This window comes from Streptomyces sp. NPDC055506, from assembly GCF_053643595.1.
In genome coordinates, this window is sequence record NZ_JBSHKH010000052.1 from 1 (window position 1) to 24,524 (window position 24,524).

Consider the following 24,524-nt stretch of genomic DNA (forward strand, 5'->3'; position numbering starts at 1 on the left):
CCCAGGTGTAGGCGCCGCGCGGCACGGAGGTGGCGATGGTGGGGATCCGGGCCTCGTGCCAGCCGATGCCGGTGTTGATGATCGTCGCCCCGGCCGCCTCGACGGCCTTGGCGAGGGTGATCACCTCGTCGAGCGTCGAGCCGCCCGGGACGAGGTCGAGCATGGACAGCCGGTAGACGACGATGAAGTCCTCGCCGACCGCCTCGCGCACACGCCGCACGATCTCCAGCGGGAAACGCGTGCGGTTCTCGTACGAGCCGCCCCAGCGGTCGGTGCGCTGGTTGGTGTGCCGGGCGATGAACTCGTTGATGAGGTAGCCCTCGGAGCCCATGATCTCCACGCCGTCGTAGCCGGCGTGCCGGGCCAGGCGGGCCGCGCGGGCGTAGTCGTCGATGGTCCGCTCGATGTCGGCGTCGCTCAGCTCGCGGGGCGGGAAGGGGCTGATGGGCGCCTGGAGCGGGCTGGGCGCGACGAGGTCCTGGTGGTAGGCGTACCGGCCGAAGTGCAGGATCTGCATCGCGATCCGCCCGCCCGCGTGGTGCACGGCGTCGGTGATGACGCGGTGCTGCTCGGCCTCCGCCTCGGTGGTGAGCTTCGCGCCGCCCTCGTACGGGCGCCCCTCGTCGTTGGGTGCGATGCCGCCGGTGACGATCAGGCCCACTCCCCCGCGGGCGCGGGCGGCGTAGAAGGCGGCCATGCGCTCGAAACCGCCGTCGGCCTCCTCCAGGCCGACATGCATGGAGCCCATGAGGACCCGGTTGGGCAGGGTCGTGAAGCCCAGGTCGAGGGGGGTCAGCAGGTGCGGGTAACGGCTCATCGGGCCCTCCGTGCGCGGTGTCGTCCCCGTAGTTCTAGAGGACTACCGACGTTTATGCAACTAGTTGCATAAGGTGATGGAGGGCACAGTAGGGCTACGACCAGGGGATCACCGGCTCTCGAGGCGCACGTGCAGTTCCTTCTCCTGGTCGCCGGGGACCGTGGTCAGGTCCTGCACGGCGAACAGGGAGTCCAGCCTCAAGCGGAACTGTTCGATCGCCCAGTACCCGCCGTGCAGGTCCGCGTCGACGGAGGACGACAGCCGGGCCGGCCGCGCGCCCTCGTGCGCGTCGGCGACGTCGAAGGTGCCGAGCCACACGGTCGGACGGGTCTCGTGCAGTTCCTCGGGCACGTCGTCGGCGCACCGGTCCGACTCGAAACAGGCGCACAGCGTGTCGAACACGATCCGGGCGTCGTGCTTGCTGCATCCGCTGATCTCCACCGAGACGGAGTGGGGGTGCGGTCGCTCAAGGTCCATCGTGACGCTCCTCTACTGGTCACGCTGCCGTATCCGCCCCTACCCCAGCAAAGCACCACCTTCCGACGAGCACTACCGGCGGCGGCCCGGCAACGGTGACCGGTTTGCGGGGCGGTACGCGCCGTGTTGGGAGATGGTGGAAGGTGACGGAAGGGGCCTCGAGAAAACGGCTCCGCGCGGTAGAACATGGGATGTCGGCACCATGACGGCGTGCCGCGAGGATCGGCGAAGGCGGGGCGTGGGATGAGTGCAGCCGGGTCTCCCGTGGCCGAGGGCGACGAGCCACCGCGCGGGTCGGCGCGTCCGAGCGGGCTGCTCGACGTCCTGCGCGTGGCCTCGGTGGTCCTCGACTCCGAGGGCCGCATCGTGCTGTGGAGCCCGCAGGCCGAGGAGCTGTTCGGGTACGAGGCGCGGGAGGCGCTCGGGGAGTACGCCGCCCGCATCATGGTCCACGAGCAGCACGTCGACCTCGTGGTCAAACTGTTCGCGGACGTCATGGGCACCGGGCAGAGCTGGGCCGGCGCCTTCCCCATCCGCCACAAGGACGGCAGCACACGTCTCGTGGAGTTCCGCAACATGCGGCTGCTGGACGACGAGGGTGACGTCTACGCGCTCGGTCTGTGCGCCGACCAGTCGACAGTGCACCGGCTGGAGCGGGAGGTGGCGCTGTCGACGCGGATGATCGCGCAGTCCCCGATCGGGCTGGCCGTGCTGGACACCGAGCTGCGGTACGTCTCGGTCAACGCGGCACTGGAGGAGCTCAACGGCTTGCCGGCGGAGGAGCACCTGGGCCGTACCGTCCACGAGGTGGTGCCGCAGATGGACGTCGAGGCGCTGGAGGCCGCGGCGCGCCGGGTCCTGGACACCGGCAGGCCGGTCGTCGACCAGTCCACGATCGGCCGCACCCCGGCCGATCCGGACCAGGACCACGCCTGGTCGATCTCGCTGTACCGGCTGGAGAACGCGTTCGGGACCGTGCTGGGCGTGGCCGTCTCGATCGTCGACGTCACCGAGCAGTACCGGGCGGGCATCGAGGCCGAGGCCGCGCGGCGGCGGCTGGCCCTGATCGCGGACGCGTCCGGCCGGATCGGTACCTCGCTGGACCTGGACCGGACGGCCCGCGAGCTCGCCGACGTGGCCGTGCCGGAACTCGCCGACATCGCGGCCGTCGATCTGCTCGACGCGGTGGTGCAGGGCCGGCGCACCAGCCTCGGTCCCGCCGAGTCGGCCGTGATCCGTGCGCTGGCGGTCCAGGGGTATGACTCGGCCGAGGCCTTGGAGGCGGCAGACCCTCCGGGGCAGGTGGCCCGGTACGCTCCCGACCGGCTCGTCACCCAATGCGTGCGCACGGCCCGGCCCGTGATGCTGCCGCAGGTCACGGACGAGGATCTGCCGCGTATCGCCCGTTCCCCGGAGGCGGCGAAGCTGCTGGGCCGGGCCGGGGTGCACTCCTATCTGGCCGTACCGCTGATCGCGCGCGGCGAGGTGCTGGGGGCGCTGGATCTCAAGCGCACCCGCAATCCGCTGCCGTTCGCCGAGGACGACCTGCTGCTGGCGCGCGAGCTGGCCGCGCGGGCGGCCGTGCAGATCGACAACGCCCGCTGGTACCAGAGCGCCCGGGACACCGCGCTCACCCTCCAGCGCAGCCTGCTGCCCAGTCATCCGCCCGTGACGGGCGGTCTCGAGGTCGCCTCCCGCTACCAGCCGGCCGGGGCCACCAGCGAGGTCGGCGGCGACTGGTTCGACGTGATCCCGCTGGACGGCGGCACGACCGCGCTCGTCGTGGGCGACGTGATGGGCAGCGGCATCCCCGCGGCGGCGACCATGGGCCGGCTGCGTACGGCGACCAACACCCTGGCCTCCCTCGACCTCGACCCGGCCCGTCTCCTGGAGCACCTCGACAAGATCACCGAGGGACTGGAGCAGGCCATCGCCACCTGCGTCTACGCCGTCCACGACCCGCATCTGCGGCAGTGCCGGATCGCCAACGCCGGGCATCTGCCACCGGTGCGCGTCCGGGCCGGCCACCCCCCGGAGCTGCTCGACCTGCCGACCGGGGTGCCACTCGGCGTGGGCGGTGTCGCCTTCTCGACGACCACCGTCGACCTCGAGCCGGGCGACCGCCTGGTCTTCTACACCGACGGCCTGGTCGAGACCCGCCGCGACCCGCTCGACGAACGCCTCGACACCCTCCTGTCCATGCTCGAGGGCCCCGACCGCCCCTTGGAGGAGGTCTGCGACCTGCTCCTGCGCACGCTCCACGAGCCGGACAACTTCGACGACGTGGCGCTGCTCATCGCACGGGCGACGGCCCCGGACTGAGCCGCGCCTACTGCCTCACCCCGATCACCACGTGCGCGTACAGCTCCTCCGAGACGGCCAGGCGGGTCGTCAGGCCATTGTGTTCGAAGGTGGCGACGGCGGCCGGTGCCTGATGCCGGCTGGTCTCCACCAGGACGCAGCCGCCCGGGGCGAGCCAGCGGGGTGCCTCGGCCGCGACCCGGCGCAGGACGTCAAGGCCGTCCGTGCCGCCGTCGAGGGCGACCCGCGGCTCGTGGTCACGGGCCTCGAGGGGCAGCAGGCCTATCTCGTCGCTGGGCACGTACGGCACGTTGGCCGCGAGGATGTCGACGCGGCCGAGCAGCTCGCCGGGCAGCGCCTCGAACAGGTCGCCCTGGTGGACGTCACCCCCGGCGGTGGCGACGTTGCCGCGGGCGCAGCCCACGGCGACGGGATCGATGTCGGCGGCGTGCAGTTCGACGCGGCCCAGCCCGGCGGCCAGCGCCGCGCCGACGGCACCCGAGCCGCAGCACAGGTCCACGACGACGGTGGCGCCGGGCGCCTGGGCGAGGGCCTGTTCCACCAGGAACTCGGTGCGGCGGCGCGGCACGAAGACGCCGGGGGCGACGGTGACGCGCAGGCCCCGGAACCCGGCCCAGCCCACGACGAGTTCGAGCGGCAGACCCTCGACGCGGCGCTCGACCATGGCGGCCGCTTCGGCCGGGGTGCGCGCGGTGGAGAGGATCAACTCGGCCTCGTCCTCGGCGAAGACGCACCCCGCCGTGCGCAGGGCGTCGGCCATGGAGGTACGGGACATCGGCGTGGAGGGCGGGACAGAAGACACAGACGGCATGGAAGCCAAGAGCCTTTCGAGAGCCGAAGGGCGCTCCGGCGGTCGCCTACAGGCGGCGATCCGCGCGACATCGAGGAGTGAGCACCCGAGCTGACACAGCGGTAATGGGTCTCACCTCCTCGTCTTCCGACGGCCGGGATGGTCCACAGCCGGACGGCAACATTACCCGACGGACCGGCCGCCCGGTACGGGACCGGAACCGGCCGCCCACAGGCAATGGTTGGGTTGTGCAACCATGGAGGGTGAGCAGCAGCGATGTGCGGCAACGCCCCCAGGGAGGCCAGGTGAACGCGGCCGACGCCGTGGAGACAATCCAGCGGGAGATGACGGTCTTCGCCCGCCGTGCCCGTGCCGCGGCGGGGCGCATGCACCCGGAGCTGTCGCTGGTGTCGTACACGCTGCTCGGGCATCTGGAGGAGAGCGCCGGCTGCCGCGCCACCGACCTGGCCGCCCACTACGCCCTGGACAAGTCCACCGTCAGCCGCCAGGTGGCCGCCCTGGAACGCGCCGGTCTCATCGAACGCCGCCCCGCCCCGGAGGACCAGCGCGTTCTGCTGCTGCATCCGACGGAGGCAGGCCGGCGCATCCTGGCCCAGGTCACCGAGAGCCGCCGAGCCGCATTCCGGGAGCGGCTGGCGGACTGGCCGGCCGAGGATCTTTCGCTGTTCGCCGACTACCTCGTGCGCTACAACGCGGGCTCAGAGGCCGGTGGACACGACTGAGGCGCACTGCACGTACCGTTGAATGCGCAATCACTGATCACCCGGGCCCTGCGGGGCACCGTCGGCCCGGTCCGGAGGCAGCAGCCCATGCACATCACCAGAGGCTTCACCGGACGACCGCGCGTCGACGACCCCGGCCTGCCGCCCGGCCAGTACGACGCCGGCGACGACTGGCCCGTCCTGTCCGCCGAGGTCACCCCCGACCTGGCACCCGCCGACTGGACGTTCCGCGTGGACGGCCTGGTGGACGAGCCCCGCACCTGGGACTGGGACGAGGCGCACCGGCTGCCGCCGTCGGCGTACGAAGGTGCCATCCACTGCGTGACGAGCTGGTCGAAGTTCGGGGTGCGGTTCTCGGGCGTCTCCCTGGACGCCTTCCTCGATGTGGCCCGGCCCCATGCGTCGGCGACCCATGCCGTCGCCTACTCGCACACCGGCTACACCACGAACCTCCCGCTCGCCGACCTCACCGGCGGGCGTGCCTGGATCGCCTGGGAGTACGACGGCAAACCGCTCGCCCCCGAGCACGGCGGCCCGGCGCGACTGCTGGTGCCGCACCTGTACTTCTGGAAGAGCGCCAAGTGGATCGCGGGCCTGCGGATCCTCGACCACGAGGAGCCGGGATTCTGGGAGCGGAACGGCTACCACGGGCGGGGCAACCCCTGGCAGGAGCAGAGGTACTCCGGTGACTGAGACCTTCGTGCCTCCCACGCGGTTCGCCGTGCCCGGGCGTATCGCCGTCAGCGAGCGGGCCTCCTCCGAGTGGCAGACCGCCACGCTGACCGAGATCCGCCGGGAGACCGCGCGTGCCGCCACCTTCCGGTTCGCCGTGCCCGGCTGGCCGGGGCATCTGCCCGGCCAGCACCTGATGGTGCGACTGACCGCCGAGGACGGCTACACGGCCCAGCGCCACTACTCGATCGCGTCCGCCCCGGACGACTCCGGGCACATCGAGCTGACCCTGGACCACGTCGACGGCGGCGAGGTCTCGGGCTGGTTCCACACTGTCGCCCGGCCCGGCGACCGGGTCGAGGTACGGGGCCCGGTGAGCGGCTTCTTCGCCTGGCCCGGGGACCGGCCCGCGCTGCTGATCGGCGCGGGCTCCGGTGTCGTACCGCTGATGTCGATGGTCCGGCACCACCGGGCGCGGAACCTGACCGTGCCGTTGCGGCTGGTGGTGTCCGCGCGCAGCCCCGAGGAGCTCATCTACGCCCGGGAGTTCGGCGCGGAGACGACGCCCGTCTTCACCCGCGTCGCGCCGGAGGGTGCGCCGGTGGGACGTATGGCCGCGGCACATGTGGCGCCGCTCCTGGCCGAGCAGCCGTCCGGTGGGTGGGAGACCTATGTGTGCGGCTCCAACTCCTTCGCCGAGCACGCCTCCCGGCTGCTGGTGACGGCCGGTCAGCCCGTGCACCGCATCCGGATCGAGCGTTTCGGCTGATCTCGAAGGCGCGCTGACCTCGAAGGCGCCCCCTCTCCCCCGGTGTTTCGCCCGGGTCGGCCCGGGCACCCAGCCGGAGGGCTTCGGCACACGACCGCCAGTGACTCCCGCACGCGACGACGCTGCCGGGGAGCGGACCGACGGCCCGGCCATGACGAGCGATCGATGCGCGTCGGAGGGGTACCCGATCCGGGTGGGCACTCGCACGCGTGGCATGACGCGGAGGGAGCGGGAGGTCGACATGCGAACCCGGGTGCGCGGCTGGCGCTGGCGGAGCAGTCCGCTGCGGCGCCGGTCCGATGTCGTCGAGGCGTGGACGGTGCTGGTGGTCGCCGTCCTGATGCTCGTGGGCGCGCCTCTGGCGGGAGCGGCGGCGGCCTGGTGGGCCCATGGCGAGGCGACGTCGCTCTCGGCGGAACAGCGCGCCGAGCGGCATCGCGTCCGCGCCGAGGTGGTCGGCAGGAAGGGCGACTCGCTGCCGTCGGCCCAGTCCGGCGGGCAGCACGCGTTCCGCGCGACCGTGCGCTGGACGGAGCCGGGCGAGGGGACGCGCATCGCGACGGCACCGGTCGCGGCGGGCACCCGGCAGGGCGAGGTCGTGGACGTCTGGTTCGACTCCCGGGGGCGGAACGTGCCCCCGCCGGTGGACGGCTCCGCGGTCTGGCAGCACACCCTCACCATGGGCACGTGTGCCGCGGGCGGTGCGGTGCTCGTGGTGCTTCTCGGCCACTTCGCCGTGCGCCGGGTGGCGCTGCGCCGCAGGATGGCGGAGTGGGACCAGGCATGGGCCCGTACAGAACCGGAGTGGACGCACCGCCGCGCGTGACGCGCCCATGGACGTCAGGTGACGGGGCCCGCCCCGGATCCGGGCTACCACAAAATGCCTGGCGAGTCCTCCGACCGCCCCCGTAGTGTGATCATCCGCTCTGTCTCCCGCAGCTGTTCCTCACCCAAGGCGGTCCTGCATGGCCCTGTTCGACCTTCCTCTCGATGAACTCCGCGAGTACCGCAGCGCGTCCCCCGAGCCCGAGGACTTCGACGCGTTCTGGTCCAAGACACTCCAGGAGGCGCGCGAGCACGACCTGGACGCCCGCTTCGAACCGGTCGACACGGGCCTGTCCACCGTGCAGGTGTTCGACGTGACGTTCGCCGGCTTCGGTGGTCATCCGGTCAAGGGCTGGCTGACGCTGCCGGCCGGGGCGGACGGACCGCTGCCGCTGGTCGTGGAGTTCATCGGCTACGGCGGAGGGCGCGGGCTGCCGCACGAGCACCTGCTGTGGGCGTCCTCGGGCCGGGCGCACTTCGTGATGGACACCCGCGGGCAGGGCAGCGCCTGGGGCGCGGGCGGCGGCACGGCGGACCCGGTCGGCGGCGCGCCTGCCTTCCCGGGCTTCATGACGCGCGGTATCGACGCGCCGGAGAACTACTACTACCGCCGGGTGTTCACGGACGCCGTGCGGGCCGTGGAGGCCGCCCGTTCGCACCCCCTCACCGACGCCACGCGCACCGTGGCCGTCGGCGCCAGCCAGGGCGGCGGTATCACGATCGCGGTGGGCGGCCTGGTCCCCGACCTGGCGGCCATCGCGCCGGACGTGCCGTTCCTGTGCGACTACCCGCGCGCGGCGACGCTCACGGACCGGCACCCGTACCGGGAGATCGGCCTGTACCTCAAGACGCACCGCGGCCGCGCCGCGGACGCCCTGCGCACGCTCTCCTACTTCGACGCCGTCCACTTCGCCGCCCGCGGCCGGGCCCCCGCGCTCTTCTCGGCGGCCCTGGAGGACCAGACCTGCCCGCCCTCGACGGTCTTCGCGGTCTTCAACGCCTGGAGCCACGAGGACAAGGAGATCGAGGTGTACGACTTCAACGACCACGAGGGCGGCGGTCCCTTCCAGGAGGCGGCCAAGCTGCGCTGGATGCGCTCGTACATCTGATCCGGCCGTTCACCGCCGGCGGGCTTCCGCACGGTCCCGACCAGTCGGTACGTTCTTCGCGCCCGGGCCGCTCCTCGGCGGCCCGGCCCCGAGACGGTCGGCGGAGGGGCTCATGTCCGAGAACGAGACACAGGTGCGCGGGCACTGCGACGCGCGGTTCGCCGCGGTACGCGGGGCGTTCGAGGAGAACTTCCGGGAGCGGGGCGAGCTGGGCGCCGCGGTGGCCGTCACCGTCGGCGGCACGACGGTGGTGGAGCTGTGGGGCGGCTGGGCCGACGCGGAGCGCTCCCGGCCGTGGGAGCGGGACACCTTGGTCAATGTGTGGTCCACGACCAAGGGCCCGGTGGCGCTGTGCGCGCACATCCTCGCCGACCGGGGGCTGCTGGACCTCGACGCCCCGGTCGCCGAGTACTGGCCCGAGTTCGCGGCGGCGGGCAAGGAGAAGATCCTCGTACGGCATCTGCTGTCCCACCGCGCCGGTCTGGCCGGGCTGCGCGAGCCGCACTCGCTGGAGCAGCTCTGCGACTGGGAGCTGACCACACAGCGGCTCGCGGCGACGCAGCCCTGGTGGGAACCGGGAACCCGGTCCGGCTATCACGCGCTGACCTACGGCCATCTGGTCGGCGAGGTCGTACGGCGGGTCTCGGGGCTGCGCCCCGGGGCCTTCCTGGAGCGGGAGGTGACCGCGCCGCTCGGGATCGACTTCCGCATCGGACTGCCGGAGAGGGACTCCGGCCGGGTGGCCGAGCTGGTCCAGCCGCCGGTGACGGCGAGCAGTGAACAGGCCGCCGTCTTCGCCCAGTTGGCGCCGGCGGCGATCGCGGCGCTGACCAACCCGTCGGTGGCCGCGGCCGGGGCCAACACCCCCGGATGGCGGGCCGCGGAGATCCCCGCGGCGAACGGGCACGGCACCGCGCGTGCGATCGCCGAGCTCTACGGCGTCTTCGCGGGGCGCGGGTCGTACGGGGACCACCGCGTCCTGTCCCCCGAGGCGGCCGAGCGGGTGCGCGAGGGGCAGGGCAGCTGCCGGGACCTGGTGCTCGGCGCCGGGTTCGAGAACGAGACGGAGGTGGGGCTCGGGCTGTGGCTCAGCGGAGCCAACGGCTCCTACGGACCCAACCCGCGCGCTTTCGGTCACGACGGCTTCGGCGGTTCCTGCGGGCTGGCCGACCCGGAGGCGGAGGTGTCCCTCGGGTATGTGATGAACCGTATGGGGCCTCATATCGCGGACGACCCGCGGAAGATGGCACTGGTCGACGCCCTGTACAGCGCGCTGTGACGGCGGGCTCGCGCGGTCCGGTTTCGGCCGAACCGCCCGGCCGCCCTTCCCGTCTGGTTTAGACCAATGCTAGATCTGGTGGCGCACCGAGTCCGTACCACTACCGCACGTCACCACCAGGAGGCGCGGCATGGACCGCACCACCCCGCACGACCACCCGCCGGCCGAGGAAGAGCCCTTGTACCGGCGGATCGCGACGCGATTGCTCGGCGAACTGCGCGACGGCACCGTCCCGCCCGGTGAACGGCTGCCGGGCGAACGGCGGCTCGCCGAGCACTTCGGGGTCAGCCGGGAGACCGTACGGCAGGCGCTGGAGCTGCTGCGCCGTGACGGTCTGGTCACCACCGACCGGCGCGGCAGCCACGCCACCCTGCCCGGCCTGCCGGTGGAGGCGCCGGCTTCGCTCGCCTTCCCGGTCGGCGCGGCGGCCGCCGCTCCGGGCACGGTCGCCCGCGCCACCGTCACCTGGGAGCCGCCCCCGCCGGGCCACGCCGAGGCCCTGGGGCTGGCCCCGGGCCGGCCCACCCTCGTCCACAACTACCGCTACGCGACCGCCGACGGACATGGACTGCGGACCGCCGTCACGTCCTTCTCCGCCGTGGCACTGGCGGAAGTGGAGGAGCTGGCCCGCTACCGCGACCGCGCCGACGGCACCGCCACCGCGCACCTGCGGCGGGCCTACGACTGGATGCGCCGGGCCGGTCTGACCCTGCACCACCGCGACGCCATCACCCGCCTCACCAGCACGCCGTCCGTGCGGGTCACCCGGCAGGTGCACGACCAGTACGCACGCCCGCTGGAGATCACCGACCTGGTGGTGGACGCCCGGCAGGACGCACTGGTCTACGAGTTCACCCTGCCGGGCCGGGCCGGCTAGACCGGCGACCGGGCCACGACGAGCCGTACCCGTGGGCTGCCGTCCGGTCGCCGTCCGAACTCCGGCAGCGTGTGGAGGTCCACCCGGAACCCGGCGCGTGTCAGCTCGCGCTGTACGTCCCCGAAGCGGAACGCGCGGTAGTACATGACGAACGGAGGCCGCCACAGCGCGTTGCGCACCCGCATCACCGTGTCGAAGCCGAGCAGCATCCAGTAGCCGAGCGAGCCCGGGCGGGGCGGGGCGACCAGCGGAAACGCGAAGCTGCCGCCCGGCCGCAGGACCGAGCGGACCTGGGTGAACAGGCCGGGCAGTTCACGGGGCAGGAAGTGGCCGAAGGCCCCGAAGCTGACCACCAGGTCGAAGGCGGGCGCGAAGGGCAGGGCGCGAGCGTCCGCCCTGACCCAGGAGACCGGCGGCCCCTCGGGCCTGACCCGCTCCCGGGCGATGTCGAGCATGCCCGAGCTGAAGTCGACGCCGGTGACGCGCTCCCGGCACACCCCCGCCAGCACGCCGACGCCCGCGCCCGTGCCACAGCAGAGGTCGAGGCCTGCGTCGAAGGGCCCCACGCGCCGCAGCGCCGACCCGACGGCGTCGAGGACCGCGTCGGGTGTCCGGAAGGGGGTGTGGTCGAACTTCGGCGCGAGGAGGTCGTAGCCGCGCTCGACGGACGACAGCGCCTGGACGGCGAGCTCGCGCAGACTGGGGCCTTCGGGGCTGAACATCGGCTCAGCCTAGGGGAGCTCGCTGCACGAGAACCGTGCGTACGCGTTCGCACCAGCGGAGGTTCTCCTCCTCGAAGCCGATGCCGCCCATCAGGGTGAGGTACGGGCCCACGCGGTCGGTCTCCCGCAGGTACTCCTCCTCGCTGCGGCCGGCCAGGAGGCGTTCGCGGACGCGCCGGTAGCGGGCGAGCTTGCCGCGCGCCCACGTCTCGCGCTCCTCGATCAGGGCGCGGGTGACCTCGGGGTCCGCGCCGTCCATGGCCTGGATCTTGATGAGGAGTTCGTCCCGGATGACGGTGGGCCGCCGGGGCGGTGTGGCGGCGAACGCGCACAGCTCCTCACGTCCCGCCCCGGTGAGCGTGAACATCCGCTTGTCGGGCCGCCGTTCCTGGCGTACGACCCTCGCCTCGATCAGCCCGTCCTGCGCGAGGCGCTCCAGCTCCCGGTAGAGCTCCTGCGGCGTCGAGGCCCAGAAGTTCGCGAGCGACACGTCGAACACCTTGGAGAGCTCGTAGCCCGAGGCCTCTCCTTCCAGGAGGGCGGCCAGAACGGCGTACTTCAGAGACATATGGACACGGTAGCAGCGGTTGATTAATCTCATCCGCACCTACTCAATTAATTGACTAAGGCAGGTTCGATGCGTGCATTCCGCGAGGCGATCGAGGCAGACGACCTCGACGCCGCCGAGGCGCTCCTTGCGCCGGACGTCGTGTTCACCAGTCCGGTCGTGTTCAAGCCGTACACCGGGAAGGCGATCACGGCGGCGATCCTGCGCGCCGTCTCCGGCGTCTTCGAGGACTTCCGCTACGTGCGCGAGATCAACGACGCGGACGGCCGTGACCATGCCCTCGTCTTCACCGCGCGGGTGGGCGACCGGGAGATCAGCGGCTGCGACTTCATCCACGTCGGCGAGGACGGGCTGATCGACGAATTCACCGTGATGGTGCGCCCGTTGTCAGGGGCACAGGCGCTCGCGGCGGCCATGGGCGCGCAGTTCGAGCGGATCGCCGAGGAGGCGCGAGCACGCTCCGTGTGAGCAACTCCTCTGGTTGGATGGCCCCATGACGTCCGCCGAGCACGACGCGCTGATGCGGGCCAACCAGGCCAACTGGGACGCCCGCACGCCCGTCCACCTCGCCAGCCGGTTCTACGGTCTCGACCAGAGCCTCGACCCCGAGCGCTGGTTCGCCCCCTTCGAGTGGGAGGACCTCGGCGAGCTGGCCGGGCGTGACGTGCTGCACCTGCAGTGCCATCTCGGCACGGAGACGATCGCCTTCGCCCGGCGCGGAGCCCGTGCCGTCGGCCTCGACTTCAGCGAGGCGTCGGTGGCGGCGGCGAACGGCATCGCCGCGAAGGCCGGCGCGGACGTGACGTACGTACGGGCGAACGTGTACGACGCCGTAGAAGCCCTGGACGGGCGGCGGTTCGACGTCGTCTACACCGGCAAGGGCGCCCTGTGCTATCTGCCCGACCTGGACCGCTGGGCGGAGGTCGTCGGCCGGCTGCTGCGGCCCGGCGGCCGGTTGTACATCGTCGAGTTCCATCCCCTGCTCAACTCCCTCGGCCCGAAACCCGCTCCGGGCGAAGGGCCCGAGCTGCTGCTGCGCCACGACTACCTGAGCGGCGGCGGTCCGGTACACCGGGACGCGACCCGCACCTACACGGACGGCCCGGCCGTCGAGGGCGCCACGGACAGTTACGAGTGGATGCACGGAATGGGCGAGGTCGTCAACGCGTTGACCGGGGCAGGACTCACCGTGCGGCGACTGCGGGAAGGGGACGAACTTCCCTGGCCGCGCTGGCCGCAGATGGTCCGTACGGAGTCCGGCTGGTGGCGGCTGCCCGAGCCGCGGATCCCGCTGCTGTACGGGCTGCTCGCCGGCCGCCGAGACGCTTGAGGTCCATTCCACTCCCCCGGCATCACGTTCGGTGGTAGTGTGCGAACAGCACTCGTGCACGCCCGGTCTCGGGCGCCGGTGCCAGTTCATTTCTTCTCTTTCTCGTTTCACCTTCCAGCACCGCCTCGCTGAGCAGGACGTTCTTCGTCGTAGCCATGGTGCTGTGCGGTTCTCGCCGCCCGGAGGCGTGCCCAAGGCCCTCCCTTCGCGGCTCTCTCCCCCTTCCCTTCGCATGTCCCATGCCTTCCGTCCGTGAAAGGACACACACCACCATGACCACCACACTCGAAAACCCGCCCGTCCAGCAGCAACCGCAGGCCCGGACCGCGACCGGTGTCCTCGACATCGACGCCGCCGGGAAGGGCCATCTGCGCGCCGAGAACTGCCTTCCCACACCCGACGACTCCCCGGTCTCCCCCGCGCTGATCCGCCGGTACGGCCTGCGCAAGGGCGACTACGTCGAGGGGGTGCGCGGCGACCGGCGCGCCCTGACCGACGTGGTACGGGTCGACGGCCGCGAGCCCGGGGAACTGCGGGGCCGGCGTCACTTCCGGGACCTGACACCTCTGCACCCGCACGAGCGGCTGCGCCTGGAGCACCCGGCCGCCGGGCCGGCCGGACGGGTCGTCGACCTGATCGCACCGGTCGGCAAGGGCCAGCGCGGGCTCCTCGTGGCCCCGCCCAAGACCGGCAAGACCGTCCTCCTGCAACAGCTCGCGGCCGCCGTCGCCGGCAACCATCCCGGGAGCCGCCTGATGATGCTGCTGCTCGACGAGCGGCCCGAGGAGGTCACCGACATGCGGCGCTGTGTGCGGGGCGAGGTGTACGCCTCGACCTTCGACCGCAGTGCCAAGCAGCACATCGCGCTCGCCGAGCTCGTGATCGAACGGGCCAAGCGGCTCGTCGAGGCCGGTGAGGACGTCGTCGTCCTCCTCGACTCGCTGACCCGGCTGTGCCGGGCCCACAACAACGCGGCCGCGTCCGGTGGCCGCATCCTCACCGGGGGCATCGACGCGTCCGCGCTGACCGGCCCCAAGCGGTTCTTCGGCGCCGCCCGGGCCGCCGAGGAGGGCGGCTCCCTCACGATCCTCGCCACCGCCCTGGTGGAGACCGGCTCCCGGGCCGACGACTTCTACTTCGAGGAGCTGAAGAGCACCGGCAACATGGAGCTGCGCCTGAGCCGCGAACCGGCGTCCCGCCGTGTCTTCCCGGCCGTCGACATCACCCCCTCCGGCACCCGCCGTGAGGAACTCCTGCTGCCCCCGGCCGAGTTGGCGGCCATGCACGGCCTGCGGCGCGTACTGCAGAACAGGGACGGCCAAGGCGGCCTCGAGACCCTCCTGGAGCGGATGCGCGAGACACCGGACAACGCGACGTTCCTGCGGCGCGTCCAGCCGACCCTGCCCTCGGGCTGACGGAGCCCGGCCCCTGCCGGGACGCCACTGGTGTGGCATCCGGGTGCTCGCCGACGACGTACGGCCCGGTCGTCGCCATGCGGAGCGCATCCGTTTCTACGTTAATCATATGATCCTCGGACTTTCTTTCCGGATGGCCGTATCGGCCGGTGTGCTCTGTGCGGTGGGGCTCCTGGCGGTGGTGCCCGCCGCGGCGGACGTCTCCGGCAGGGCGGAGCCCAGTGCGCCGGCCGGGCCGAGGGCGGCGGCCCCGCACCCCTCGCTGCTGCACCGCCCCGGTACCCATGTCCGCCCGCGTGCCGGGGTTCCCCGCCTCCCGGAGGTCTCCGCCCTGTCGTGGCTGGTGGCCGACGCCCGCAGCGGCGAGGTGCTCGCTGCCCACAACGCGCACCGCAGGCTGCCCCCGGCCAGCACCCTGAAGACCCTGTTCGCCCTCACGGTGCTGCCCGCGCTGCCGGGGCGCGTCCGGCACACGGTCCGTGCGGAGGAACTCCGGGGCATCGGTGCCGGCAGCAGCCTCGTCGGGGTAGCGGAGGGCCGTACCTACCGGGTCGCCGACCTCTGGCGCGGTGTGTTCCTCAACTCCGGCAACGACGCCGTGCACGTCCTGGCCGAAATGAACGGCGGCTGGGGGGCCACGGCCCGGCGGATGCAGGCCGAGGCCCGCTCTCTGGGCGCCCTCGACACGCGCGTGCTGTCGCCGGACGGCTACGACACGCCGGGCCAGGTGTCGTCGGCGTTCGACCTGGCGATCTTCGGCCGGGTGGGGCTGCGCAACCCGGACTTCGCCCGGTACTGCGCCACGGTCGAGGCGAGATTCCCGGGCGGCGGCGGCTGGTCGTACGCCATCCGCAACACCAACCGGCTGCTGAGCGGCACCCGTGGTGTGAAGCCGTACCGGGGGCTGATCGGTATCAAGAACGGCTACACCAGCAAGGCGGGCAGCACGCTCGTCGCGGCGGCGCGCCGGGGCGGGCGCACCCTCGTCGTGACGGTGATGAACCCTCAGGCGGGCGGCGGGGCCGCCGTCTACGAGGAGGCACGCTCGCTGCTCGACTGGGGGTTCCGGTCAGCCTCGAGGGTCGAACCGGTGGGCTCGCTCGAGACCTCGCGGCGGGCCTCCGCGCGGCCGGGAGCGACCACGCTGCCCGCGGCCGCCGCCGCGGCCGTGCCGGAGGAACCCACCTCCGCCTGGACCGAGGCTGGCCTGATCGTGGGTGCCGTCGGGCTGGGCGCGGCGGTCGTGGTGCTGGTGCTGCGACTCCCGGTCCGCCGGTCGGAAGGGAGTTGACCGACCGGCAGCCACAGCAGCAGGCCCAGGGTGATCCAGGCGTAGGTGTTGCTGCCCAGGAACCCGTCGACGCCGGACGCGTCGTCGAACCACAGCCACACCACGCTGGTGCACAGCACCGCGTACAGGGCGCCCGCGATCCGCGGGTGCCCCGTACGGACCAGCACGGCGAACGACGGCAGCAGCCACACCAGATGGTGCACCCAGGTGATCGGGCTGACCAGACAGGCGGCGAGGCCGGTCAGGGCGAACGCGGCCGTCCAGTCCTCCGCGGCGACCGCCCGCCGCACCCGCAGCGCCCACACGCCGAGGATCAGCAGCACCGCCACCGCCCACACCGCCCGGTCCGGTTCCCCCAGCCGGGCCAGAATGCCCTGCACCGACTGGTTCGAGACGTAGCCGAGGCGCCCGATGCGGCTGGTGTCCCACAACGCGTCGGTCCAGTAGAAGCGCGAGGCGTCCGCGTCGACCCAGGCCGCGAGTGCCGTGGCCCCGAGGGCGACGGCCGTGGCGAGAGCCGCGGCGCGCCACCGCCGGGCCACCAGCAGCAGTCCGATGAACAGCGCCGGCGTGAGCTTGATCGCGGCCGCGAGCCCGATGCCGACGCCCGCCAGGCGCCCGCGTCCGGTGGCGAGCAGCGCGGCGTCGGTGAACACGAGAGCCAGCAGCAGCAGGTTGACCTGACCGAAGCTGAAGGTGTCGCGGAGCGGTTCGAACAGTGCGAGCAGACAGGCGATCAGGGCCCAGCCGTACCAGCCGTGGCGGCGCCATCCTGGGCCGGAGAGCAGGCGCAGGATCACGGCCAGGGCCGCCAGGTTGAGCAGCAGCGCGGCGGCGATCGCGGCGCGCAGGTCCAGCAGGGCCATCGGCAGCATGGCGACCGCGGCGAACGGCGGGTAGGTGAAGCCGTACGTGGTGCCGGGCACCCGGTAGTCGTAGATCCGGCCGCCGTGATGGACCCAGGTGTCGATGCTGCCGTAGTAGACGCGCAGGTCGAACCAGTCGCGCAGCAGGGGCACGGTGGCGGTGAAGACGGTCACCACCGTGGCGAGGGCGAGCAGGAGCAGCAGCCGTCCGCGGTCGGTGCGCGGCAGGGCCGGGGTCATGCCGCGCGTCCCAGCGCCGGGGCGAGTTCGGCCTGGCGGGCCTGCCACAGCACGACCACCGCGAGTGCGCCGCCGGAGACGGCGAGGACGAGTTGTCCCGTGTCCGCCGCGCCGCCGCTGGGCAGGACGCAGAGCGCGAGCACCCCGGTCACGGCCGCCGTGCGGTGGCGTACGGAGGTGCTGGGCGTGGCGGCGGCGATGAGGAACAGGCCCCACAGGGCGTACCAGGGGCGGATCGCCGGGCCGAGGGCGGCCACCGCCGCGAGGCTCAGGCCGAGCGCGTAGACCGGTCGTGGGCGCAGCCGGAGCCATATCAGCACGATCGCGACCACGGCCGCCGCGATGCCGAGCGCGTGCCAGGCGGGGATCGCCAGGGGCGCGAGATCGCTGCCCAGGTGTTCCAGCAGGGCCCCGGTGGCTCGGCCGAGCAGGGTGGTCAGGGCCCAGTTCTGGGGTGAGACGGGGGTGTTCAGGGCGCCTATCCAGCCGTATCCGGTGCCGGCCACGGCCGTGGCGGCGACGGTCGTCCCCGCGGCGGCGACAGTGGTGGTCAGGAGCGCCTTGGCCGGACTGCGGCCGGCGCGGACCTGAAGGACGACGACGGCGGCGAGTCCTAGGACGGCGGGGGCCTTGACCAGGGCGGCGAGCGTGACGAGGACGGCGCCGAGGATCGGCCACCGGCCGAGCGCCGCCACCAGGCCGACGCCGAGCAGGCCGAGCATGACGGCGTCGTTGTGGGCGCCCGCGACCAGATGCAGCAGGACGAGCGGGTTGAGGGCGCCCAGCCACAGCGCGGCGGACGGGTCGGCACCGCTGTGGCGGGCGAGCCGGGGCAGTGCGGCCGCCATGAGGGCCACGCCGGCGAGCGCGACGAGCCGCATCCCGAACAGCCCGGCGGGCAGTTCTCCCCGGGTCAGCCCGGACAGGGCCGCCGCGACGGCGAGGAACACCGGGCCGTACGGGGCTCCGGTGTGCCGCCAGAGCGGGGCGACCTCGTCGGCGAGCGGGCCGCCGAGCCGGGACGGCCCGTGCGCGTAGACGTCCATATGGGCGTCGACCATCGCCCCCTGGGCGAGGTAGCTGTAGACGTCCCGGCTGAACAGCGGCGGGGCGAGCAGCAACGGCGCCGCCCAGACGGCTAGGACGAGCAGCAGGGCACGGGGAGTGGGCGGCCGCGGCCCGCGCACCAGCCTGCCCAGCAGCGCCCAGGCGGCGATCAGCAGGACGACGCCGAAGTAGACACCGACCAGACCGAGGGCCGCGCCGGCGGAGGCCGGGTGGAGGAGGTCCCGTACGGGCAGGGCGCCGGCCGTCTCACCGCCCGCCGCGAGGAAGGCGGTACCGGCCAGACCGAGTATCTGGCAGCGGCGGAGATCGACGGGGAAAGCCATGGCCAACACTCGGGCAGCCTGTCAACGCGGGGTGGCGTTCACACGACGCGGGGCTCTCCGGAAGGAAGCCGGGGTGTGACAGGCCGGTGATCAGGTGCCGGCCGGTGGGGGGCTTGTCGCGCCCACGCGGCGGTAGCCGCAAATCGACCACGCCCCGCGCCACTGAAGGGGCGCTCGACAAGACGCCTTCAGAACACCGACAGGCCTGTCAGCGTCGTGAAACGGTCGAGGGCTGCCACACCCGCCACCGAATTGCCCCGTTCATCCAGGCCCGGGCTCCACACGCACAGCGTGCAGCGGCCCGGGACGACGGCGATGATGCCGCCGCCCACGCCGCTCTTGCCGGGCAGCCCCACGCGGTAGGCGAAGTCACCGGCCGCGTCGTACGTGCCGCAGGTCAGCATGATCGCGTTGATCTGCTTGGCCTGGCTGCGGGTGAGCAGTCGGGTGCCGTCGGCGCGGACGCCGTGGCGGGCCAGGAAGGACGTGGCGAGGGCGAGGTCGGCGCAGGACGCGGTGATCGAGCACTGCCGGAAGTACTCGTCGAGCAGGACCGGCACCGGGTTGTCGATGTTGCCGTAGGAGGCCATGAAGTGGCCGAGGGCGGCGTTCCGGTCGCCGTGCGCCGTCTCGGAGGCGGCGACCTCCTCGTCGAAGTCCAGGCCGGGATTGCCGCTCTCCGCCCGCAGGAACGCCAGCAGTTCGCCCGAGGCCTCGCCGGTACGGGTGTGCAGCCGGTCGGTGACGACGAGGGCGCCCGCGTTGATGAACGGGTTGCGCGGGATGCCGTTCTCGTACTCCAGCTGGACGAGGGAGTTGAAGGGGTTGCCGGAGGGCTCGCGGCCCACGTGCTCCCACAGGGCGTCGCCCTCGCGGGCCAGATCGAGGGCGAGGGTGAAGACCTTGGTGAGGGACTGCGCGGAGAACGGCTCCCGCCAGTCCCCCACGCCGTACACACTGCCGTCGGGTTCGGCGACGGCCATGCCGAACCGGCGCGGGTCGCGGGCGGCGAGTGCCGGGATGTAGTCGGCGGGCCGGCCGCGGCCCGGGGTCCGCTCGATCTCCTCGGCGATGCGCTCCAGGACCGGCTGGAAGGTCGTCGGCGATGTCATGATCACTATTGTCCCTCCGGGCCGGTCCCGGTGCGCTCGACAGGCCCTGGGTCAGACCGCCGGAGCCGGGCCGCTGCCCGCCAGGACCTCCGGGCGCAGCAGGCCGGCGAGTGTCTCTGCGGGCAGCAGGCCCTTTTCCAGGACGAGTTCGGCGACGCCCCGGCCGGTGGCGAGGGCCTCCTTGGCGATGTCGGTGGCCGCCGTGTAGCCGATGTGCGGGTTGAGGGCGGTGACCAGGCCGATGGAGTTCTCGACGGTGGCGCGCAGTGCCTCGGTGTTGGCGGTGATGCCAGCCACGCAGCGTTCGGCGAGGGTGAGGCAGGCCGCGCGCAGATGGGTGATGGACTCCGACAGGGAGTGCAGGATGATCGGCTCGAAGGCGTTGAGCTGGAGCTGTCCGGCTTCGGCGGCCATGGTGATGGTGACGTCGTTGCCGATCACCTCGAAGGCGACCTGGTTGACGACCTCGGGGATGACCGGGTTGACCTTGCCGGGCATGATGGACGAACCGGCCTGCACCGGCGGCAGGTTGATCTCGCCCAGGCCGGCGCGCGGTCCGGAGGACAGCAGCCGCAGGTCGTTGCAGCTCTTGGAGAGCTTGACCGCGATGCGCTTGAGCACGCCCGACATCTGGACGAAGGCGCCGCAGTCCTGGGTCGCCTCGACCAGGTTGGCCGCGGTCACCAGGGGCAGGCCGGTGAGGGCCGCGAGATGGCGGCGGGCGGACTCGGCGTATCCGGCGTGGGCGTTGAGACCGGTGCCGATCGCCGTGGCACCCAGGTTGATCTCATGGATCAGCTCGACGGCCTCGGCAAGACGGGACCGGTCCTCGTCAATCATGACCGCGTATGCGGAGAACTCCTGCCCGAGCGTCATCGGGACCGCGTCCTGCAACTGTGTACGGCCCATCTTGAGCACATCGCGGAACTCGACGGCCTTGAGGGCGAACGTGTCCTGGAGCACGGACATCGCGTCGAGCAACCCGCGCACCGCGAACACCGTCGCGATCTTGACCGCTGTCGGATAGACGTCGTTGGTGGACTGGCCGAGGTTGACGTCCTCGTTCGGGTGCAGGAACTGGTACTCGCCCTTGGCGTGGCCCAGCAGCTCAAGCGCCCGGTTCGCGATCACCTCGTTGGCGTTCATGTTCGTCGACGTCCCGGCACCGCCCTGCACGACATCGACCACGAACTGGTCGTGCAGCTTGCCGTCGCGGATCTCCCGGCAGGCGGCGACGATGGCGGCGGACTTCCTCGGGTCCAGCAGACCGAGTTCCTCGTTGGCGAGGGCGGCGGCCTCCTTGACGGCGGCGAGGGCGTCGATCAGATGCGGGTAGGCGGAGATGGGCGTGCCCGTGATGGGGAAGTTCTCCTTGGCACGCAGCGTATGGACACCCCAGTAGGCGTCGGCGGGCACCTCACGGTCACCGAGCAGATCGTGTTCGGAGCGGGTGGCGGCGGTCATGAGAGTTCTTTCTGAGATAAGGGGTGGGTGAGCGCCCCTGCAGGGGCGCGGGGAACTGCGCGATCAACCACGAACAGCCCGCGGACCGGCTACCACCCGCAGTCCCCCATCGGTTCGGCGTGGTTACACGCACGCCGTGGACGGAACCGGATCCAGCGCACGCACCGGCCGCACACAGCCCACCGGTTCGCCACCGCCGAGCAGCGGCTCACCCGCGAACTCGGTGAGCAGTTCCGGGTCGACGCCGGCACGGGCCAACGCGGCGGCGGTGACCGGGACACGAGCCCGATTCGCACCGTCGGCGATCTTCACCGCCACGGCTCGCCCGTCCGCCAGCGCGGCGACCTGCACGCCCTCGAAGCCGTCCTTGGAGAGCAGCCCGGGCACGGCCCGCATCAGCGCGGCGACGTCCCGGCCGGAGCCGGAGGCCATCTCGGCGTGCTCGCGCATCGCGTCGGCCACCCGGGCCTCGGGCGTGCCCTGCGCCGCGGTGGTGACGCGGGCGGTGGCGCGGGCGAGGCCGTGCAGGGAGATGGAGAACAGGGGCGCGCCGCAGCCGTCGACGGTCACCCTGGCGATCCGCTGCCCGGTGAGGTCCTCGACGATCTCGGCGATGGCCTGCTGGAGCGGGTGGCCCGGGTCGAGGTAGTCCTCCAGGGACCAGCCGTTGAGCATGCAGGTGTAGAGCATGGCCGCGTGCTTGCCGGAGCAGTTCTGGGCGAGCCGGGAGGGCATCCGGCCCTCACGCACCCAGGCGTCCCGGACGACCGGGTCGTACGGCAGGTCAGGGACGTTGCGCAGATGGCCCTCGGTGAGCCCGGCGAGTTCGAGGATGCGCCGGGAGCCGGCGAGGTGGCGTTCCTCCCCGGAGTGGCTGGCCGCGGTCAGCGACAGCAGCTCGCCGTCGAGCGGGAGCCCGGCCCGCGCCATGGCCACGGCCTGGAGGGGCTTGAGCGCGGAGCGCGGGTAGAAGGCGGCTTCGATGTCGCCGAGCTGGAGCTGTACCTCTCCGTCGGCGCCGAGGACGACGACGGAGCCGTAGTGGATGCCTTCGACGATGCCACCGCGGATGAGGTGGGCGACGGGGGCGTGGACGGGTTCACGGACAAGGGGTGCGTCCGCTGGGGAACTGCTGTACATCACTGCCTGCTTCTCGGGGAGCGACGCGTCGGTCACGCGTCGGCTCCGGTGGTGGACTTGGCGGCGACACGGCCGCGGATGCCGAACCATCCGACGACCAGTGCCCCGACGATCAGCGGCAGGCACAGCACGGTGGTGCGTCCCGCGCCGCCGTCGGCGTACATGAGGACCAGGACGGAGGCGAGGAACGCCAGCGTCACGATCTCGGTCCAGGGGGAGCCCGGGAGCCGGTAGTCCGGGCGGGTCAGCTCGCCCTTCTGGGTCTTCTGCCAGAAGAGGAGGTGACAGATCATGATCAGGCCCCAGGTGGCGAGGATGCCGATCGCGGCGAAGTTCAGCACGATCTCGAACGCCTCGGCGGGCACCACGAAGTTGAGGCCGACGCCCAGGACGCAGATGCCGCTGGTGAGCAGGATGCCGCCGTAGGGGACCTGGCTGCGGCTCATCACGGCGGTGAACCTGGGCGCGGATCCGGCCATGGCCATGGAGCGCAGGATGCGGCCGGTGGAGTAGAGGCCGGAGTTGAGGGAGGACATCGCGGCGGTGAGGACGACGAGGTTCATCACGTCGCCGGCGGCCGGGATGCCGATGTTGCCCAGCACGGTCACGAAGGGGCTCTCACCGGCGGTGTACTTGTTCCACGGCAGCAGCATCGACAGCAGGACGACCGAGCCGACGTAGAAGAGGCCGACGCGCCACATGATCGAGTTGATCGCCTTGGGCATGATCTTCTCGGGGTTCTCGGTCTCACCGGCGGCGACGCCGACCAGTTCGACGGAGGCGTACGCGAAGACGACGCCCTGGATGATCAGCAGCATGGGCAGCAGGCCGTTCGGGAAGACGCCGCCGCTGTCGCTGATGAGGGACGGGCCGGGGTTGTGGCCGTCGACGGGGTGCTGGGTGACCAGCAGGAAGATGCCGATGCACATGAAGAGGACGAGCGCGCCGACCTTGATGATCGCGAACCAGAACTCCAGCTCGCCGAAGATCTTCACCGAGATCAGGTTCACGGTGAGGACGACGGCCAGCGCGATGAGCGCGATCACCCACTGCGGGATGTCGGAGAACATGCCCCAGTAGTGGGTGTAGGTGGCGACGGCGGTGATGTCGGCGATGCCGGTGGTCGCCCAGTTGAGGAAGTACATCCAGCCCGCGGTGTAGGCGCCCTTCTCCCCCATGAACTCACGGGCGTACGACACGAAGGCGCCGGAGGAGGGCCGGTACAGCACGAGTTCGCCGAGGGCGCGTACGACGAGGAAGGCGAAGAGGCCGCAGACCGCGTAGGCGATGAAGAGGGAGGGCCCGGCGTCGGCGAGGCGGCCGCCGGCACCGAGGAAGAGGCCGGTGCCGATGGCACCGCCGATGGCGATCATGTTGACGTGCCGGGACTTCAGGGACTTGCTGTAGCCGGCGTCTCCGGCATCGACATGGCTGGAACGTTTCTGCACGCCTTCGTGCAGGGACTGCTCACTCACGCCTCGGTTCCGCCTTCCGTGGTGGTGTCCGTGCGGGGGGAACGCACGATGTCGGTGAGGGTGGTCTCGACGCGGTCGAGGTGGTGGGCCATGGCCTCCACCGCGTCGTTCTCGGAACCGTCGATCAGCGCCTCGACGATCGCCCGGTGCTCGCGGTTGGACTGCTCGCGGCGGCCGCCCAGCTCGTTGAGGAAGGCGGACTGGCGGGCCAGCGCGTCCCGGATCTCCTCGATGACCCGGCGGAAGACCGGGTTCTGGGCGGCCTCGGCCACGGCGAGATGGAACAGCGTGTCCATGGCGACCCAGGCGGTGGTGTCCGTCTCCTTTTCCATCCGGTCCAGGATGTGGGCCAGGTGGTCGAGGTTCTCCGGGCTACGCCGCCGGGCCGCGTAGCCCGCGACCGGGATCTCCACGTGGCGGCGCACCTCCAGCAGGTCGCTCGCCGAGTAGTCGCCGAAGGTGGGGTCCTCGACGGTGCTGGCGACGACGAAGGTGCCCTTGCCGGTCCTGGACACGGTCAGGCCCATGGTCTGCAGCGCCCGCAGGGCCTCGCGCAGCACGGGCCGGGAGACCTCCAGGGTGCGGCACAGCTCCGCCTCGGAGGGGAGCTTGTCACCGATGGCGTACTCGCCTCGCTCGATGGCACCGCGCAGGTGCGCCAGCACCGCTTCCATGGCACTGACGCGACGCAGAGGCTGTCCGGCTGTCCGGCTGTCTGACAGGTTCACGGGAGAGATACTCCGGGCGAGGGCGGGTGCTGTCAAGGGGTGAGGAAGACCGCGCCCCATAGGGGCGCGGGGAACTGCGCGACCAGCCACGAAGGCGCCGCA

General features: G+C 72.0%; 23 protein-coding genes and 1 pseudogene. 12 read left to right on the top strand and 12 right to left on the bottom strand.

What is annotated here, in order from left to right; genetic code table 11:
- Both ACWIF2_RS20755 and ACWIF2_RS20760 read right to left on the bottom strand, forming a co-directional pair.
- Nucleotides 1-817: 2,4-dienoyl-CoA reductase FMN-binding domain-containing protein (locus tag ACWIF2_RS20755; RefSeq protein ID WP_454362020.1), on the bottom strand; the 817-nt coding region annotated here is incomplete at its 3' end.
- A gap of 108 nt (nucleotides 818-925) precedes the next feature.
- Nucleotides 926-1,294, bottom strand: a complete 369-nt coding sequence (locus ACWIF2_RS20760; protein WP_454362022.1) for a hypothetical protein — start codon at nucleotides 1,292-1,294, stop codon at nucleotides 926-928.
- A gap of 243 nt (nucleotides 1,295-1,537) precedes the next feature.
- Between ACWIF2_RS20760 and ACWIF2_RS20765 the strand changes: the two genes are divergently transcribed.
- Nucleotides 1,538-3,616 (top strand): SpoIIE family protein phosphatase, encoded by a 2,079-nt coding sequence (locus ACWIF2_RS20765; protein WP_454362024.1) that lies wholly within the window; start codon nucleotides 1,538-1,540, stop codon nucleotides 3,614-3,616.
- A gap of 7 nt (nucleotides 3,617-3,623) precedes the next feature.
- Here ACWIF2_RS20765 and ACWIF2_RS20770 read toward each other — a convergent pair whose 3' ends face one another.
- Nucleotides 3,624-4,427: a putative protein N(5)-glutamine methyltransferase gene (locus ACWIF2_RS20770; protein ID WP_454362026.1), complete on the bottom strand. Its 804-nt coding sequence runs from the start codon at nucleotides 4,425-4,427 to the stop codon at nucleotides 3,624-3,626.
- Between the two features lie 284 nt (nucleotides 4,428-4,711).
- Between ACWIF2_RS20770 and ACWIF2_RS20775 the strand changes: the two genes are divergently transcribed.
- The 7 genes from ACWIF2_RS20775 to ACWIF2_RS20805 all read left to right on the top strand — a co-directional run bounded on the left by ACWIF2_RS20775 (nucleotide 4,712) and on the right by ACWIF2_RS20805 (nucleotide 10,680).
- Entirely contained in the window at nucleotides 4,712-5,149 is a 438-nt protein-coding gene (locus tag ACWIF2_RS20775) for a MarR family winged helix-turn-helix transcriptional regulator (protein WP_454362028.1), read from the top strand.
- A gap of 87 nt (nucleotides 5,150-5,236) precedes the next feature.
- The gene (locus ACWIF2_RS20780; RefSeq protein ID WP_454362030.1) at nucleotides 5,237-5,842 is read left to right on the top strand and encodes a sulfite oxidase-like oxidoreductase; all 606 of its coding nucleotides are present in this window, start codon (nucleotides 5,237-5,239) and stop codon (nucleotides 5,840-5,842) included.
- A complete protein-coding gene (locus ACWIF2_RS20785; RefSeq protein ID WP_454362032.1) occupies nucleotides 5,835-6,590 on the top strand; it encodes a ferredoxin reductase in 756 nt (251 codons plus the stop codon). The genes ACWIF2_RS20780 and ACWIF2_RS20785 overlap by 8 nt, the downstream gene beginning before the upstream one ends.
- 241 nt (nucleotides 6,591-6,831) lie before the next feature.
- Nucleotides 6,832-7,416: an Rv1733c family protein gene (locus ACWIF2_RS20790; protein WP_454362033.1), complete on the top strand. Its 585-nt coding sequence runs from the start codon at nucleotides 6,832-6,834 to the stop codon at nucleotides 7,414-7,416.
- 139 nt (nucleotides 7,417-7,555) lie between these two features.
- Nucleotides 7,556-8,524 carry an acetylxylan esterase gene (locus ACWIF2_RS20795; protein ID WP_454362035.1) on the top strand — a complete coding sequence of 323 codons (969 nt, stop codon included), beginning with the start codon at nucleotides 7,556-7,558 and terminating at the stop codon, nucleotides 8,522-8,524.
- A gap of 112 nt (nucleotides 8,525-8,636) precedes the next feature.
- Entirely contained in the window at nucleotides 8,637-9,803 is a 1,167-nt protein-coding gene (locus ACWIF2_RS20800) for a serine hydrolase domain-containing protein (RefSeq protein WP_454362037.1), read from the top strand.
- A gap of 130 nt (nucleotides 9,804-9,933) precedes the next feature.
- A complete protein-coding gene (locus tag ACWIF2_RS20805) occupies nucleotides 9,934-10,680 on the top strand; it encodes a GntR family transcriptional regulator (RefSeq protein WP_454362038.1) in 747 nt (248 codons plus the stop codon).
- Here ACWIF2_RS20805 and ACWIF2_RS20810 read toward each other — a convergent pair.
- Both ACWIF2_RS20810 and ACWIF2_RS20815 read right to left on the bottom strand, forming a co-directional pair.
- Entirely contained in the window at nucleotides 10,677-11,402 is a 726-nt protein-coding gene (locus ACWIF2_RS20810) for a class I SAM-dependent methyltransferase (protein ID WP_454362039.1), read from the bottom strand. The two genes, ACWIF2_RS20805 and ACWIF2_RS20810, sit on opposite strands and share 4 nt — an antisense overlap.
- A 4-nt stretch (nucleotides 11,403-11,406) precedes the next feature.
- Nucleotides 11,407-11,970 carry a PadR family transcriptional regulator gene (locus tag ACWIF2_RS20815; protein WP_454362040.1) on the bottom strand — a complete coding sequence of 188 codons (564 nt, stop codon included), beginning with the start codon at nucleotides 11,968-11,970 and terminating at the stop codon, nucleotides 11,407-11,409.
- Nucleotides 11,971-12,039: 69 nt separating this feature from the next.
- Between ACWIF2_RS20815 and ACWIF2_RS20820 the strand changes: the two genes are divergently transcribed.
- The 4 genes and pseudogenes from ACWIF2_RS20820 to ACWIF2_RS20835 form a co-directional block, all read left to right on the top strand.
- Nucleotides 12,040-12,438: a nuclear transport factor 2 family protein gene (locus ACWIF2_RS20820; RefSeq protein ID WP_382488300.1), complete on the top strand. Its 399-nt coding sequence runs from the start codon at nucleotides 12,040-12,042 to the stop codon at nucleotides 12,436-12,438.
- Between the two features lie 25 nt (nucleotides 12,439-12,463).
- Nucleotides 12,464-13,300 (top strand): class I SAM-dependent methyltransferase, encoded by an 837-nt coding sequence (locus tag ACWIF2_RS20825; protein WP_454362042.1) that lies wholly within the window; start codon nucleotides 12,464-12,466, stop codon nucleotides 13,298-13,300.
- A gap of 272 nt (nucleotides 13,301-13,572) precedes the next feature.
- Complete coding sequence (rho, locus tag ACWIF2_RS20830; RefSeq protein ID WP_454362044.1) at nucleotides 13,573-14,715, top strand: transcription termination factor Rho; 1,143 nt, start codon at nucleotides 13,573-13,575, stop codon at nucleotides 14,713-14,715.
- Between the two features lie 133 nt (nucleotides 14,716-14,848).
- Nucleotides 14,849-15,709, top strand: a pseudogene (locus ACWIF2_RS20835) (D-alanyl-D-alanine carboxypeptidase family protein); the annotation flags it as partial.
- 35 nt (nucleotides 15,710-15,744) lie between these two features.
- Here the strand turns inward: ACWIF2_RS20835 and ACWIF2_RS20840 are convergent.
- The 7 genes from ACWIF2_RS20840 to ACWIF2_RS20870 all read right to left on the bottom strand — a co-directional run bounded on the left by ACWIF2_RS20840 (nucleotide 15,745) and on the right by ACWIF2_RS20870 (nucleotide 24,368).
- The gene (locus ACWIF2_RS20840; RefSeq protein WP_454362046.1) at nucleotides 15,745-17,112 is read right to left on the bottom strand and encodes a glycosyltransferase 87 family protein; all 1,368 of its coding nucleotides are present in this window, start codon (nucleotides 17,110-17,112) and stop codon (nucleotides 15,745-15,747) included.
- Nucleotides 17,109-18,503, bottom strand: coding sequence for a polyprenol phosphomannose-dependent alpha 1,6 mannosyltransferase MptB (gene mptB, locus ACWIF2_RS20845; RefSeq protein ID WP_454362048.1), 1,395 nt, complete (start codon nucleotides 18,501-18,503; stop codon nucleotides 17,109-17,111). Before mptB ends, ACWIF2_RS20840 begins: the two co-directional genes overlap by 4 nt.
- A 188-nt stretch (nucleotides 18,504-18,691) precedes the next feature.
- Entirely contained in the window at nucleotides 18,692-19,615 is a 924-nt protein-coding gene (locus ACWIF2_RS20850) for a glutaminase (protein ID WP_454362050.1), read from the bottom strand.
- Between the two features lie 51 nt (nucleotides 19,616-19,666).
- Nucleotides 19,667-21,079: an aspartate ammonia-lyase gene (gene aspA, locus ACWIF2_RS20855; RefSeq protein ID WP_454362052.1), complete on the bottom strand. Its 1,413-nt coding sequence runs from the start codon at nucleotides 21,077-21,079 to the stop codon at nucleotides 19,667-19,669.
- A gap of 123 nt (nucleotides 21,080-21,202) precedes the next feature.
- Entirely contained in the window at nucleotides 21,203-22,219 is a 1,017-nt protein-coding gene (locus ACWIF2_RS20860) for an asparaginase (RefSeq protein WP_454362095.1), read from the bottom strand.
- Nucleotides 22,220-22,251: 32 nt separating this feature from the next.
- Nucleotides 22,252-23,694 (bottom strand): amino acid permease, encoded by a 1,443-nt coding sequence (locus ACWIF2_RS20865; RefSeq protein ID WP_454362054.1) that lies wholly within the window; start codon nucleotides 23,692-23,694, stop codon nucleotides 22,252-22,254.
- Nucleotides 23,691-24,368 (bottom strand): FadR/GntR family transcriptional regulator, encoded by a 678-nt coding sequence (locus ACWIF2_RS20870; protein ID WP_454362056.1) that lies wholly within the window; start codon nucleotides 24,366-24,368, stop codon nucleotides 23,691-23,693. Before ACWIF2_RS20870 ends, ACWIF2_RS20865 begins: the two co-directional genes overlap by 4 nt.
- Nucleotides 24,369-24,524 lie beyond the last annotated feature (156 nt).